A 14,495-nucleotide genomic window follows, 5' to 3' on the forward strand; every position below is an offset into this window, starting at 1 on the left:
CGCCCCCGCCTCTTCCGGGGTTCGGCTCCAGAGTCCCGGTCGAGGGGTTCGGCCGCCCTCCCCCCTGCGCGGCCGCGCCGGAAGGCCGGGGCCGCCGTCCGCCATTCCTCACCGGCGGGCGGCGGTCCCGGCGCCCGAGTCGCTGGAACCGCCTGGTCAACATCCTCCGTCGAGGGGCGGTTCCAGCTCCCACGACCGCGCCGATGGCGGCCGTAACCCCCGAGGCGGCCCCATCGGCGCGGTTCACCGGCCCGAAACGGTTCAGCACCACTTGGCGGCTCTCCACGGCATCACCGTCGTGCGTCGAGGCTGCGCGCGTTCGCGTCCTTTGACTTGGCGAACGTCGCCAGCGGCTCGGCGGGCGCTTCCTGGCCCGTCTCCGCCTCAGTGGCCTTCCGCGCGGTGACGCGCGAAGCCAGACCGCCGCCAGCACTGGGAGTGCGGGTAGCACTAGAGCGGGATTCTAGGTTGCATGAGAGGGTTGGGGCGGTCTTGTGAAGGGGCGGGAGCGTGGGCGGTCGGGGGCTGGTGCCGTTGCTCGCGTTTCTCGGGGTGATGGCCTACTCGCTCTCGATGGCGGTGGTGACGCCCGCTCTGCCGCTGTTGCAGGAGGGGTTGCACACGACGGCGGCGGGGGCGGCGTGGGCGCTGACGGCGATGACGTTGTCGGCCGCGGTGGCGACGCCGGTGATCGGGCGGCTGGGGGATCTGTACGGGCCGCGACGGGTGCTGCTGGTCGTCGTGGCGATCGCGACGGTGGGGATGGTGATCGCGGCGGCCGCGGGGTCGTTGCAGATCATGCTCGTCGGGCGGGTGCTGAGCGGGGTGGGGGGTGGCGTTTTTCCGCTGGCCTACACCATCGTCCGGGAGGTCTTTCCGCCTGAGCGGACGGCGGCGGCGGTCGGGCTGATGTCCTCGATGCTGGGTCTTGGGGGTGCGGTGTCGTGGTGCATCGCGGGGCCGATTATCGATCATCTGGGCTGGCGGTGGTTGTTGTGGGTGCCCGTGCTGGGGCTCGTGCCTGGGCTGGTGGCCGCGTGGTGGATCGTTCCATCGGCGGCGCCGCAGGCGGGCGCGGGCGTCGACTGGTGGGGCGCGGTGCTGTTCGCGGGGTGGCTGGTGGCTGCTTTGACCGCGCTGACGCAGGGGATGGACTGGGGTTGGGCCTCACCCGGGGTGATCGGGTTGCTGGGGCTCGCCGTTGTGCTGGCTGTTTGCTGGCTGGTGGTGGAGCGGCGGGTGGATGAGCCGCTCATTGATCTGCGGTTGATGCGGCGGCGGGGGGTGTGGACGGCCAATGCGGCGTCGTTGCTCTCGGGGTACGCGCTGATGGCCGGGGGTGTCCTTTTCCCGTTGCTGGTCCAGCTTCCGGAGCGGTCGGGGTTCGGGTTCGGCGGGACCGCCACGCAGGCCGCCTTGCTGCAGATCCCAGCGAGTGTCGGGATGACCGTGGCGGGGATGACGGCGGGTCTGCTGGACCGGCGGGTCGGCTCGCGGGCCGTGTTGATGGTGGGGGCCGTGATGACCGGTCTGGGATACGGGTTCCTGGCGTTCGAGCACGAGGCCATGTGGCAGATGTATCTGGGCGGGACGGTGCGGGGGATCGGCCTGGGCTTCGCCTACGCGGCGGTGGCCAATCTCGTGGTCGCCGCGGTTCCGCTGAGCGAGACCGGGGTCGCCACCGGGATCAACACCCTGATCCGCACCGTGGGGGCGTCGCTGGGCACCCAGGCCAGCGCCGTGATCGTGGCGGCGTCGGTGACCGCTGGGGGATTCCCGGCCGAGCGGGGCTTCACGGTGGGGTTCGCGGTCAGCGGGGCGCTGATGGCGGGGGTGGTCGTCGTCGCGCTGATCGCTCCGCGCCGGACGCCGGGGGAGCGGTGGGGCGGGCGGGTCGACATCGCCGAGCCGGTTCACCGGTGACGAATGGCAGACTCTGTCCCCATGAGCGAGTGGGCAGGGCGGACCGCGACGGAGATCGCGGCGGCGGTACGGGCGGGCGAGGTCACGGCGGCCGAGGTCGTCCGCGAACATCTGGACACCATCGCCGCGCTGGACGGCGAGCTGGGCGCGTTCGTCCGGGTGCGCCGGGAGCGGGCCCTGGCGGAGGCCGCGGCGGTGGACGCGCGGAGCGACCGGGGCGAGCTGCCGCTGGCCGGGGTGCCGGTGGCGATCAAGGACAACGTGCCGGTCGCGGGCGAGCCGATGCGCAGCGGGTCGGCGGCGACGCCGGACACCCCGCAGCAGGCCGACCATCCGGTGGTGGCGCGGCTGCGGGCCGCGGGCGCGGTCGTGGTCGGGCTGACCAACCTGCCCGAGCTGGGCATCTATCCGTTCACCGACAACGCGTTCGGGACGGCGCGCAATCCGTGGGATCCGAGCCGGACGGCGGGCGGGTCGTCGGGCGGCTCGGCCGCGGCGGTCGCGGCCGGCATGGTGCCGCTCGCGCACGGGAACGACGGCGCCGGGTCGATCAGGATCCCGGCGGCCAACTGCGGGCTTTTCGGCATCAAGCCGGGCCTGGGCGTGGTTCCCGCCGAGATCGGCACCGACGCCTGGGACGCGATGTCCGAGAACGGCCCGCTGGCCACCACGGTCGGCGACGCCGCCGTGATGCTGGCGGTGATGGCGGGAACGCCCGAGCTCGCCGAAGTGCACGAGCCGTCCGGTGTGCGGGTGGCGCTGTCGATCAAGCCGCCCGCGCCCGGTGTCCGGATCCGGCCGGATCTGAAGGCGGCCGTGCGGACGGCGGGCAAGGCGTTCGTCGGGCTCGGTCACCACGTCGTCCGCGACGATCCGGCGTATCCGCTCTGGGCGGGGCCGGCGGTGCTCTCCCGGTGGCTGGCGCTTCCGGAGGCGGACGTGGCGTCCGACCTGGCCGTCTCGCGGCTCGAGAAGCGCACGCGGCGCCACTTCCGGGCCGGGCGGCTCATCTCCAAGGTGCGGGCGCCGCACGCCGGCGACCGTGAGCGGTTCAAGGAGGCCGTGGCCCCGCTGTTCGAACGACGCGACGTGCTGGTGATGCCTACGCTCGCTCAGCGGGCGCCTAAGGCCCGCCAGGGGCGATCGGGCTCCTGGCTGCACAGCGTGGGCTCCGCCATGACGTACGCGCCAATGACGGGCGCCTGGAACCTGGCGGGATTCCCTGCCGCGAGCGTGCCGATGGGCGTGGGCGACTCAGGCCTGCCGCTGTCGGTGCAACTGGTCGCCGCTCCCGGCAAGGAGGCGCTGCTGCTCGGCCTGGCCGCCCAGCTGGAGGCGGCCCTGCCCTGGCAGCGGTACGCGCCCGGCTACGGCGTCGCGGCGGACCCCGCCCTGATCGCGGAGAGCGCGGCGCTGACCGGGCGCACTCCCGACGGGCACGACGGCTGCGGCCACTGACGGGCACCGGACCGAAAAGAATCCGGGGCGCGACCGCACGGTCGCGCCCCGGACACCGAAGCATGGCCCGGTGACCACCGGGCCGGGTGCGGGCGGAACGCGGGGGCGTCCCGCCCGGCGAGCGTCAGAACGACTCGACGGCGCGCCGCGCCTCCGGGTCGAGAACGCCCCAGGTGATGAGCTCTTCGGTCAACTCGGTCGGGGACTTGTCATAGATCACTGCGAGCGATCGCAGGTCCTCCTGCCGGATGGACAGGACCTTTCCGTTGTAGTCGCCCCGCTGGCTCTGAATCGTCGCGGCGTAACGGGCGAGTGGACCGGCCTTATCCTTCGGAAGCTGCTGCAGACGCTCGAGATCGATCACGAGCTTCGGTGTTGGCCCGAGCGGGCTCGGCGCGGCTCCGCCGGGCAGCAACTCGGATACCGGCACGCCATAGAAATCGGCGAGCTCGGCCAGCTTCTGAACGGTGACGGCGCGGTCGCCCCGCTCGTACGAACCCACGACGACGGCCTTCCAGCGGCCACGTGACTTCTCTTCCACCCCATGCAGGGAAAGCCCCTGCTGGGTACGGATGGCGCGCAGTCGCGCGCCGAGAGCCTTAGCGTATTCAGACGGCATGTTGCGGCCCCCCAGGCTCACTTTCGTCGTCGTTGTCGGGGCCCTGGAAAAGATCAGGATCCGGCGGGCCTTTTCGCCCTTGGGCTCCATCTCCAGGGATGGTTACGGACAGTGACGGTAAAACGGTGACGGCTCTAGGTCAAGCTGATTGGAAAAAAGGGGTCGAATCCGCAGGTCTCGATCCGGGCCGTCCGGATCGGCGCGAAGCCCCGCAGGGGTGGCGGGCCAGGCGTTTCACCGGCCCGCGCGGCGGCCCTCCGGGCGGCCGAGTGTGACCCCTCTCACCAGGCAAGACGCCACCGTGCCGGGTACTGGCCGAACAGGCATGACTGCTACGGTGAGGGGGACAAGGCGTCCTTTAAGACCCGTCCTGTGAGGCGGGAAAGGAGGTTTCGGTGGTGAATGCTGCCTTCCGGCCGGAAGAACCGGCCGGGGCGCGCGTGGCAGACGGTCACAAGGCCGTTCTGGAAGGGCCTGACATCCGCCGCGCGCTCACCCGGATCGCACACGAGATCCTCGAACGGACCAAGGGCGGCGACGACGTCGTCCTCCTCGGCATCCAGACCCGCGGCGTCACGCTCGCCGAGCGGCTCGCCGCGCTGCTGCGCGAGGTCGAGGGCCGCCCCGTCCCCTGGGGCTCGCTCGACGTGACGATGTACCGCGACGACCTGCGCATGAAGCCCGCCCGGGCCCTCGGCCGCACCGAGCTGCCCGCCGCCGGCGTCGACGACCGCATCGTGGTCCTGGTCGACGACGTGCTGTTCTCGGGCCGGACCGTGCGCGCCGCCCTCGACGCGCTGGGCGACCTGGGCCGCCCGCGCGCCGTCCAGCTCGCCGTCCTCGTCGACCGCGGCCATCGCCAGCTGCCGATCCGCGCCGACTACGTCGGCAAGAACCTGCCCACGTCGATGCGCGAGACCGTGAAGGTGCTGCTGGCCGAGAACGACGCGCGCGACGCCGTCCTCCTCGGCCCGGCCCAGGGAGCGGTCATGAAGGGAGGAAGCGCGAAGTGAAGCGCCATCTCATCTCCGCCGCGGACCTGACCAGGGACGACGCGCTGCTCGTCCTCGACACGGCGCAGGAGCTGGCCCAGGTGGCCGAACGCTCCATCAAGAAGCTGCCGACGCTGCGCGGCCGCACCGTCGTCAACCTCTTCTTCGAGGACTCCACCCGCACCCGCATCTCGTTCGAGGCTGCCGCCAAGCGGCTGTCGGCGGATGTGATCAACTTCTCCGCCAAGGGCTCCAGCGTCTCCAAGGGCGAGAGCCTGAAGGACACCGCGCTGACGCTGGAGGCCATGGGCGCCGACGGCGTCGTCATCCGGCACATGGCCTCCGGCGCGCCGCACCGGCTGGCCAACTGGGTCCGGGGCAGCGTGATCAACGCCGGCGACGGCACGCACGAGCACCCGACGCAGGCGCTGCTCGACGCGTTCACGATGCGCAAGCGCCTCGGCAGCCTGGACGGACGCCGGATCACGATCGTCGGCGACATCCTGCACAGCCGGGTGGCACGGTCCAACACGCTGCTGCTCACGACCCTCGGCGCCGAGGTCACGCTGGTCGCGCCGCCGACGCTCTTCCCGGTCGCGGTCGGCACCTGGCCGTGCGAGGTGTCCTACGACCTCGACGCGGTGCTCCCCAAGAGCGACGTCGTCATGATGCTGCGCGTCCAGCACGAGCGCATGAACGCCTCGTACTTCCCGACCGTGCGCGAGTACAGCCGGCGGTACGGCCTGGACGCCCCGCGCATGGCCGCCCTGCCCGAACACGCCATCGTCATGCACCCCGGCCCGATGAACCGCGGCGTCGAGATCGCCGCCGAGGTGGCCGACTCCGTCCGTTCCACCATCGTCGAGCAGGTCGCCAACGGCGTCAGCGCCCGCATGGCCGTGCTCTACCTGTTGCTGGGCGGCTCGGAGCCCGCCATCGGCATGGAGGTCCAGGAATGAGCGCCGCGCAGGGGCGCGGCGCCGCCTGGACTGCCGCCTCGACTGAGGGGCGAGGCACGAGCGACGAGGGAAGGCGGCGCCTGAAGGGCGCCCCTGGGCAAGTGGGGAGCACGGCGTGAGCCACACGTACATCATCAAGAACGCGCGGGTGCTGGGCGGGGAGCCCGCCGACATCCTGATCCGCGGCGGCGAGATCGCCGGGGTCGGCACGGGTCTCGACGCGACGGGCGTCGAGGTCGTGGAGGCCGACGGCCTGATCGCGCTGCCCGGGCTGGTCGACCTGCACACCCACCTGCGGGAGCCGGGCCGCGAGGACGCCGAGACGGTCGACTCCGGCACCCGGGCCGCCGCGATGGGCGGGTTCACCGCCGTGCACGCCATGGCCAACACCGACCCGGTCGCCGACACCGCCGGCGTCGTCGAGCAGGTCTGGCGTCTCGGCCGCGAGGCCGGCTACTGCGACGTGCAGCCCGTCGGCGCCGTGACCCGCGGCATCGCGGGCGAGCAGCTCGCCGAGCTCGGCGCGATGGCCGACTCGGCCGCACGGGTCCGCGTGTTCTCCGACGACGGCCACTGCGTGTCGGACGCGGTCATCATGCGGCGCGCGCTGGAGTACGTGAAGGCGTTCGACGGCGTCGTCGCCCAGCACGCCCAGGAGCCGCGGCTCACCGAGGGCGCGCAGATGAACGAGGGCGTCATGTCGGCGGCCCTCGGCATGCGCGGCTGGCCCGCCGTCGCCGAGGAGGCCATCATCGCCCGCGACGTGCTGCTCGCCGAGCACGTCGGCTCGCGCCTGCACGTCTGCCACGTCTCCACCGCGGGCTCGGTCGAGCTGATCCGGTGGGCCAAGAGCAAGGGCGTCCAGGTCACCGCCGAGGTCACGCCGCACCACCTGCTGCTGAACGACGCCAAGGCCGAGACCTACGACCCGATCTTCAAGGTCAACCCGCCGCTGCGCACCGCCGACGACGTCACCGCGCTCCGGCACGCCCTCGCCGACGGCACCATCGACTGCGTCGCCACCGACCACGCGCCGCACCCGGTCGAGGCCAAGGAGACCGAGTGGGCCGTGGCGGCCATGGGCATGATCGGCCTGGAGACCGCGCTGCCGGTCGTCCAGGAGGCCATGGTGGAGACCGACCTGCTCGACTGGGCCGGGGTCGCCGACCGCATGTCCTACCGTCCCGCCCGCATCGGGCGCCTCAGCGGCCAAGGTCGTCCGCTGGAGGCCGGCTCGCCGGCCAACATCACGCTGTACGACCCGTCGCCGCGCCGCGCCGTGGACCCGTCGGCCATGACCTCCAAGAGCCGCAACACCCCGTTCGAGGGGCTGGAGCTGCCTGGCAGGGTCGTCGCCACGTTCCTGCGAGGCCGCGCGACCGTGCTCGAAGGGAAACTTCAGTGACCCAAGCTCCCGCCTTGCTCGTCCTTGAAGACGGAAGGGTCTTCCACGGCGTCGCGTACGGGGCTGAGGGAGAGACCTTCGGCGAGATGGTCTTCAACACCGGCATGACCGGTTATCAGGAGACGCTCACCGATCCCTCGTACGCCCGTCAGATCGTGGCGATGACCGCTCCGCACATCGGCAACACCGGCGTCAACACCGAAGACCCGGAGTCGCGCCGCATCCAGGTGGCCGGTTATGTGGTGCGCGAGCCCGCCCGCGTCGCGTCCAACTGGCGGGCCACGGGCTCGCTGGGCTCGGCGCTGCGCGACCAGGGTGTGGTGGGCATCGCGATGCCCGGCACGCGCGCGCTCACCCGCCACCTGCGCGACCGCGGCGCCATGCGCGCCGGAATCTTCAGCGGCGGGGCGGCCGAGGCCGCCGAGAGCGAGCTCCTGGACAGGGTGCTCGCGTCGCCCAAGATGGAGGGCGCCGACCTGGCCGCCGAGGTCGCCACGACCGAGCCGTACGTCGTCCCTGCCATCGGCGAGAAGCGCTTCACCGTGGCGGCGGTCGACCTGGGCATCAAGTCGATGACCCCCCACCGGATGGCCGAGCGCGGCTGCGAGGTGCACGTGCTGCCCGCGACCGTGACGGCCGCCGACATCCTGTCGATCGACCCCGACGGGGTGTTCTTCAGCAACGGACCCGGCGACCCGGCCGCCGCCGATCACCAGGTCGAGGCGCTGCGCGGGGTCCTCGACGCGGGCAAGCCGTTCTTCGGCATCTGCTTCGGCAACCAGATCTTCGGGCGCGCGCTCGGCCTCGGCACGTACAAGCTGCGGTTCGGCCACCGCGGCGTCAACCAGCCCGTGCAGGACAAGCGCACCGGCAAGGTCGACGTCTCCGCGCACAACCACGGCTTCGCCGTCGACGCGCCGACCGACGGCCCGTTCGACACCGACTACGGCCGCGCCGAGGTCAGCCACGTCAACCTGAACGACGACTGCGTGGAGGGCCTGCGGCTCCTCGACCGCCCGGCGTTCAGCGTCCAGTACCACCCGGAAGCCGCGGCGGGTCCGCACGACGCGACCGGCCTCTTCGACCAGTTCTGCCAGATCATGGAAGGGCCGAGGTAATGCCGCGCCGCGAAGATCTGAAATCCGTCCTGGTCATCGGGTCCGGCCCGATCGTCATCGGCCAGGCCTGCGAGTTCGACTACTCCGGGACGCAGGCGTGCCGGGTGCTCAAGGCCGAGGGCCTGCGGGTCGTGCTGGTCAACAGCAACCCGGCGACGATCATGACCGACCCGGAGTTCGCCGACGCCACCTACGTCGAGCCGATCACCCCCGAGGTCGTCGAGAAGATCATCGCCAAGGAGCGCCCGGACGCGCTGCTGCCGACGCTGGGCGGTCAGACCGCGCTCAACACCGCCATCGCGCTGTTCGAGAGCGGCGCGCTGGAGCGGTACGGCGTCGAGCTGATCGGCGCCGACGTCGACGCCATCCAGGCGGGGGAGAACCGCGAGCGTTTCAAGGAGGTCGTCGCCAAGGTCGCGCGCGAGCAGGGCCTGAACGCCGAGTCCGCGCGCTCGATCATCTGCCACACCATGGACGAGGTCATGGCGGCCGCGGGCGAGCTCGGCTACCCGCTGGTCGTGCGGCCCTCGTTCACCATGGGCGGCGCCGGCTCCGGCTTCGCGCACACCGAGGACGACCTGCGCCGCATCGCCGGCGCCGGCCTCGACGCGTCCCCGACCAGCGAGGTGCTCCTGGAGGAGTCGATCCTCGGCTGGAAGGAGTACGAGCTGGAGGTCATGCGTGACAGGCACGACAACGTCGTGATCGTCTGCTCGATCGAGAACCTCGACCCGATGGGCGTGCACACCGGCGACTCGATCACCGTGGCGCCCGCGCTGACGCTCACCGACCGCGAGTACCAGAACATGCGGGACGTGGCGATCGCGGTCATCCGCGAGGTCGGCGTCGACACCGGCGGCTGCAACATCCAGTTCGCCGTGCACCCGGGCACCGGCCGCATGATCGTCATCGAGATGAACCCGCGGGTGTCGCGGTCGTCGGCGCTGGCGTCCAAGGCCACCGGCTTCCCGATCGCCAAGATCGCGGCACGGCTGGCGGTCGGCTACACGCTCGACGAGATCCCGAACGACATCACCCGCGAGACCCCGGCGAGCTTCGAGCCGAGCCTCGACTACATCGTGGTCAAGGTCCCGCGGTTCGCGTTCGAGAAGTTCCCCGGCGCCGACGGCACCCTCACCACCCACATGAAGTCCGTGGGCGAGGCCATGGCCATCGGCCGCAACTTCACCGAGGCCCTGCAGAAGGCGCTGCGCTCGCTGGAGCAGAAGGGCTCGGCCTTCTCGTGGGCGGAGCCGGTCACCGGCCTCGACGCGCTCATCGACGAGACCAGGCGGCCGCACGACGGGCGGCTCCGCAAGGTGCAGCAGGCGCTGCACGCGGGCGCCTCGATCCAGCGGCTGTACGAGGCCACGGGCATCGACCCCTGGTTCCTCGACCAGATCGCCGGGATCAACGAGATCGCCGACGAGATCCGCACCGCCGAGGACGCGCTCACCAAGGACAAGATCCTGCGCGCCAAGCGGCACGGCTTCTCCGACGCGCAGATCGGGCAGCTGCGCGGGCTGTCGGAGGAGGTCGTCCGCGAGCTGAGGCACGCCCTCGGCATCCGGCCGGTCTACCTGACCGTCGACACGTGCGCGGCCGAATTCGCGGCGCAGACCCCGTACCTGTACTCGGCATACGACATCGAGACCGAGGTGCCGCCGGGCGAGAAGCCCAAGGTGATCATCCTCGGGTCCGGGCCCAACCGCATCGGCCAGGGCGTCGAGTTCGACTACAGCTGCGTGCACGCCTCGTTCACGCTGGCCGACGCGGGCTACGAGACCGTCATGGTCAACTGCAACCCCGAGACCGTCTCGACCGACTACGACACCTCCGACCGGCTCTACTTCGAGCCGCTCACGCTGGAGGACGTCCTGGAGGTCGTGCACGCCGAGCAGAAGTCCGGCGAGGTCGCGGGCGTGATCGTCCAGCTCGGCGGGCAGACGCCGCTCGGCCTGGCGCAGAAGCTCAAGGACGCGGGCGTGCCGATCGTCGGCACCTCGCCCGAGAGCATCCACCTCGCCGAGGAGCGCGGCGCGTTCGGCCGCGTCCTGCACCGCGCCGGGCTCGCCGCGCCCAAGCACGGCACCGCCACCTCGTTCGAGGAGGCGCGCGAGATCGCCGACGAGATCGGCTACCCGGTCCTGGTGCGGCCCTCGTACGTGCTGGGCGGCCGCGGCATGGAGATCGTCTACGACGACGCCACGCTGTCGACGTACATGGCCAAGGCGACCGACGCCAGCCCCGAGCACCCGGTGCTGGTCGACCGGTTCCTGGACGAGGCCATCGAGATCGACGTCGACGCGCTGTTCGACGGCGAGGAGCTCTACCTCGGCGGCGTCATGGAGCACATCGAGGAGGCCGGCATCCACTCCGGCGACTCGGCGTGCGCGCTGCCGCCGATCACCCTCGGCCACGACGACATCCGGCGCATCCGCGAGTCCACCGAGGCGCTCGCGCGCGGCATCGGAGTGCGCGGCCTGATGAACGTGCAGTACGCGCTGTCGGCGGGCGTGCTCTACGTGCTGGAGGCCAACCCGCGCGCCTCCCGGACCATCCCGTTCGTCTCCAAGGCGACCGCGGTGCCGCTGGCCAAGGCGGCCGCCCGCGTCATGATGGGCGCCACGATCTCCCAGCTGCGCGGCGAGGGGCTGCTGCCCGAGGCCGGTGACGGCGGCTCGCTGCCGCTGGACGCGCCGATCGCGGTCAAGGAGGCGGTGCTCCCGTTCGACCGGTTCCGCAACGCCCAGGGCCAGGGCGTCGACACCGTGCTCGGCCCGGAGATGCGCTCGACCGGCGAGGTCATGGGCATCGACGAGGTCTTCGGCACCGCCTACGCCAAGTCGCAGCAGGCCGCGTACGGCGCGCTGCCGACCAAGGGCCGGGCGTTCGTGTCGGTCGCCAACCGGGACAAGCGGCACATGATCTTCCCGGTGAAGCGGCTCGCCGACCTGGGGTTCGAGATCCTCGCCACCGAGGGGACCGCCGAGGTCCTGCGCCGCAACGGGGTCCGTGCCAAGATCGTGCGCAAGCACAGCGAAGGCCCCGGATCCGGCGGCGAGCCCACGATCGTGCGGCGCGTCCTCGACGGCGAGGTGGACCTCATCGTCAATACTCCCTTCGGAAGCCCCGGCCAGTCGGGGCCCCGTCTCGACGGTTACGAGATCCGGACCGCCGCGGTGCTGCGCGGCGTGCCGTGCGTGACCACCGTCCAGGGCCTCGCGGCCGCGGTGCAGGGCATCGAGGCCGTCGCGGGCGGCCAGGTCGGCGTGCGCTCGCTCCAGGAGCACGCCGAACGGCTGCGGGGCGCGCACGGCCGGGGGTGATCTCGGCAGGGGCCGTCCCCTGGCGGGGCGGCCCCGGCCGCACACGACGAGAGGGAGATGGGTGTCCGACACACCGGTGCAGACGTCGGCAACCGTTCTGACGGTCCGCCAGGTGCAGGACTACCACGCGATGACGCTGGTGGCCCCGGCGATCGCCGAGCGGTTCCGGCCAGGGCAGTTCGTCGCGCTCGCGGTGGGCGGCGAGCACACCAGCCGGCTGGTCCGGCGCTGTTTCGGGGTGTACGAGGTGAAGTCCGACTACGGCGGCACCGTCGAGGTCGTATTCGCCGACCGCGACCCCGGCACCGCGTGGCTGGCCGGCCGCCGGGCCCGTGACCAGGTGGACCTCGTCGGGCCCCTCGGCCGCCCGTTCCGGCTCCCGCGCGACCCGGTCAGCTGCCTGCTGATCGGCGGCGGCCCCGGCGGCGCGGCGCTGTTCGCGCTCGCCGACACGCTGCACCGGCGCGGCTGCCAGGTGCACTTCGTGCTCGGCGGCCCGGCCGCCCGGCAGGTGTTCGGCTCGCGGATGGCGCAGCGCATCGGCGACAGTGCCGTCATCACCACCGAGGACGGCTCGCTCGGCGAGAGCGGCACCGTCCGCGACGTCCTGCCCAGGGTCATCCAGGAGACGGGCGCCGACGTGGTCTACGCCTGCGGCCCCACCCGCCTCCTGCGCACCGTCACCGGCATCGCCGCCGAACACGGGCTGCCCTCCCAGGTCTCGGTGGAGGAGTTCCTCCAGGAGACCGGCGCCTGCGGCATCGGGGTCTGCATGACCTGCGTGCTGCCCATCCACGGGGAGGACGGCGTGACCCGCATGGTGCGGGCCTGCGCCGACGGCCCGGTGCTGCGCGGCGACCGGGTCCGCTGGAACGATCTCGGCACGATCCCGTTCGACGCGCTGGGCGCGCCGCGCGCGCTGAGCGGAGGCCCCAAGTGAGCGCGCGGTCGCGGGAAGGCGGCCGCGCGCCGGTGAGCGGAGTGGACCGATGAGCACACGCACGAGGACGGCACTCGGCTCCCTGGAGCTGCCCAACCCCGTGATGACGGCCGCCGGGTGCGGCGGCTCGGGCCGCGAGCTCGCGCAGTTCTTCGACCTGGCCAAGCTCGGCGCGTTCGTCACGACCTCCGTCATGCCGCAACCGCGGGCGGGGCGGCCCACCCCGCGCATGGCCGAGACGCCCAGCGGCCTGCTCACCGCCATGGGCCTGCCCGGTCCCGGCATCGAGTCGTTCCTCGAACGCGACCTGCCCTGGCTGCGGGAACAGGACGCGCGCGTCATCGTCTCAGTGGCCGGCAACAGCGTGGAGGAGTTCGCCGAACTCGCCGGGCGCCTCCGCAACGAGCCGGGCATCGCGGCGATCGAGGTGAACGTCGCGTGCCCCAACGTCGAGGACCGCGGACGCATGTTCGCCTGGCACCCCACGGCGGCGGCCGCCGTCGTCCGGGCCGTCAAGTCCAACGCCCGCGTCCCCGTCCTGGCCAAGCTGGCCCCGGACGTCACCGACATCGTCACCATCGCGCTGGCCTGCGCCGACGCGGGCGCCGACGGCCTGACCCTCATCAACACCATCGAGGGCATGGCCATCGACGCTCAGACCCTGCGCCCCGCGCTCACCGGCGTGTCGGGCGGGCTCTCGGGCCCGGCCGTCCGCCCCATCGCGCTCCGCTGCGTCTACCAGGTGCACGCCGCCCTCCCCACCACGCCGATCATCGGTGTGGGCGGGATCGCGACCGGCCTCGACGCGCTGGAGTTCGTCCTCGCGGGGGCGTCGGCCGTGGCGGTCGGCACGACGCTGTTCCACGATCCGTCCGCCGGCCCGCGCGTCCTGCGCGAGCTGGAGGACGCCCTCGCGGCGCGCCGTATGAGCCTCGCCGACGCCGTCGGCCTCGCCCACAAACCCGCTGGATACGTACCGCCCCAGGTCCGTCCCGAACCGAAGGTCGACGAGCCGGGAGAGCTGAAGGAGAGGCTTCCGTGAATCCTGCCCCCATCGCCGTCGCCCTGGACGCTCCCGACCTGGAGACGGCCGCGCGCTGGGCCAGCCTCGTCACCCCGCACGTCAGCACCGTCAAGGTCGGCCTGGAGCTCTACCTGCGCTACGGCCCCGACGTCGTGGCGAGCGTCCGCGGCGCCAGCCGCGTCCAGGTCTTCCTGGACCTCAAGCTCCACGACATCCCGGCCACCGTCGCCGGCGCCACCCGCGCCGTGGCGCGCCTCAAGCCGGCCTTCCTGACCGTCCACGCGACGGGCGGCCGGGCGATGATCCGCGCCGCCGTGGAGGCCGCCCCGGCCACCAGGATCGCCGCCGTCACGGTGCTCACCTCGCTCCGCGACGCCGACCTCGCCGACCTCGGCGTCGCCGGACCGGCCTCAGACGCCGTACGCCGCCTCGCGGCCCTCGCGGTGGACGCGGGTGCCCAAGCGCTCGTCTGCTCGCCTCAGGAGGCCGCTGCGGTCCGTGCAGAGGTCGGTCCCGGCATCACGCTCATCACCCCGGGCGTACGGCCCGCGGGGGCCGCCACACAGGACCAGGCGCGCGTGGCCACCCCCGAGGACGCGCTGGCCGCCGGCGCCGACCTCCTCGTGATCGGCCGCCCCATCACCGGCGCCCCCGACCCCGGCGCCGCCGCCGCGGGAATCGCCGCGGCCCTCCGCCGCGTCTCGACGACCTGAGCGGTGTTGATGGCT

General features: G+C 72.4%; 11 protein-coding genes. 10 read left to right on the forward strand and 1 reads right to left on the reverse strand.

Annotated features, from left to right (window positions below; genetic code table 11):
• Positions 1-510 precede the first annotated feature (510 nt).
• Both ACGFNU_RS12580 and ACGFNU_RS12585 read left to right on the forward strand, forming a co-directional pair.
• Entirely contained in the window at positions 511-1,923 is a 1,413-nt protein-coding gene (locus ACGFNU_RS12580) for an MFS transporter (protein WP_392592877.1), read from the forward strand.
• A 21-nt stretch (positions 1,924-1,944) separates the two neighbouring features.
• Positions 1,945-3,381, forward strand: a complete 1,437-nt coding sequence (locus ACGFNU_RS12585) for an amidase (RefSeq protein WP_392592879.1) — start codon at positions 1,945-1,947, stop codon at positions 3,379-3,381.
• Positions 3,382-3,505: 124 nt separating this feature from the next.
• On the opposite strand, the gene ACGFNU_RS12590 is transcribed toward ACGFNU_RS12585, so the two are convergent.
• Positions 3,506-4,000: a transcriptional regulator gene (locus ACGFNU_RS12590; RefSeq protein ID WP_030145002.1), complete on the reverse strand. Its 495-nt coding sequence runs from the start codon at positions 3,998-4,000 to the stop codon at positions 3,506-3,508.
• A 398-nt stretch (positions 4,001-4,398) separates the two neighbouring features.
• On the opposite strand from ACGFNU_RS12590, the gene pyrR reads away from it, so the two are divergent.
• The 8 genes from pyrR (at position 4,399) to pyrF (ending at position 14,480) form a co-directional block, all read left to right on the forward strand.
• Complete coding sequence (gene pyrR / locus ACGFNU_RS12595) at positions 4,399-5,013, forward strand: bifunctional pyr operon transcriptional regulator/uracil phosphoribosyltransferase PyrR (protein WP_392593516.1); 615 nt, start codon at positions 4,399-4,401, stop codon at positions 5,011-5,013.
• Positions 5,010-5,951: an aspartate carbamoyltransferase catalytic subunit gene (locus tag ACGFNU_RS12600; protein ID WP_392592880.1), complete on the forward strand. Its 942-nt coding sequence runs from the start codon at positions 5,010-5,012 to the stop codon at positions 5,949-5,951. Before pyrR ends, ACGFNU_RS12600 begins: the two co-directional genes overlap by 4 nt.
• 115 nt (positions 5,952-6,066) lie before the next feature.
• Positions 6,067-7,356, forward strand: a complete 1,290-nt coding sequence (locus ACGFNU_RS12605) for a dihydroorotase (protein ID WP_392592882.1) — start codon at positions 6,067-6,069, stop codon at positions 7,354-7,356.
• A gap of 14 nt (positions 7,357-7,370) precedes the next feature.
• A complete protein-coding gene (gene carA / locus ACGFNU_RS12610) occupies positions 7,371-8,474 on the forward strand; it encodes a glutamine-hydrolyzing carbamoyl-phosphate synthase small subunit (protein ID WP_392592883.1) in 1,104 nt (367 codons plus the stop codon).
• A complete protein-coding gene (gene carB, locus ACGFNU_RS12615; protein WP_392592885.1) occupies positions 8,474-11,803 on the forward strand; it encodes a carbamoyl-phosphate synthase large subunit in 3,330 nt (1,109 codons plus the stop codon). The genes carA and carB overlap by 1 nt, the downstream gene beginning before the upstream one ends.
• 61 nt (positions 11,804-11,864) lie before the next feature.
• Positions 11,865-12,743, forward strand: a complete 879-nt coding sequence (locus ACGFNU_RS12620; RefSeq protein ID WP_392592887.1) for a dihydroorotate dehydrogenase electron transfer subunit — start codon at positions 11,865-11,867, stop codon at positions 12,741-12,743.
• Positions 12,744-12,792: 49 nt separating this feature from the next.
• Positions 12,793-13,785, forward strand: coding sequence for a dihydroorotate dehydrogenase (locus ACGFNU_RS12625; RefSeq protein ID WP_392592888.1), 993 nt, complete (start codon positions 12,793-12,795; stop codon positions 13,783-13,785).
• A complete protein-coding gene (pyrF, locus tag ACGFNU_RS12630) occupies positions 13,782-14,480 on the forward strand; it encodes an orotidine-5'-phosphate decarboxylase (protein WP_392592890.1) in 699 nt (232 codons plus the stop codon). The genes ACGFNU_RS12625 and pyrF overlap by 4 nt, the downstream gene beginning before the upstream one ends.
• Positions 14,481-14,495: the final 15 nt, after the last annotated feature.

The organism is Spirillospora sp. NPDC048911 (assembly GCF_043198015.1).
Classification (GTDB): Bacteria; Actinomycetota; Actinomycetes; order Streptosporangiales; family Streptosporangiaceae; genus Spirillospora.

What these genes read in the sequence shown, in the direction of transcription:
- ACGFNU_RS12590 (WP_030145002.1), bottom strand. Translation starts at nt 4,000, where the DNA reads ATGCCGTCTGAATACGCTAAGGCTCTCGGCGCGCGACTGCGCGCCATC.
- carB (WP_392592885.1), top strand. Translation starts at nt 8,474, where the DNA reads ATGCCGCGCCGCGAAGATCTGAAATCCGTCCTGGTCATCGGGTCCGGC.
- ACGFNU_RS12585 (WP_392592879.1), top strand. Translation starts at nt 1,945, where the DNA reads ATGAGCGAGTGGGCAGGGCGGACCGCGACGGAGATCGCGGCGGCGGTA.
- ACGFNU_RS12625 (WP_392592888.1), top strand. Translation starts at nt 12,793, where the DNA reads ATGAGCACACGCACGAGGACGGCACTCGGCTCCCTGGAGCTGCCCAAC.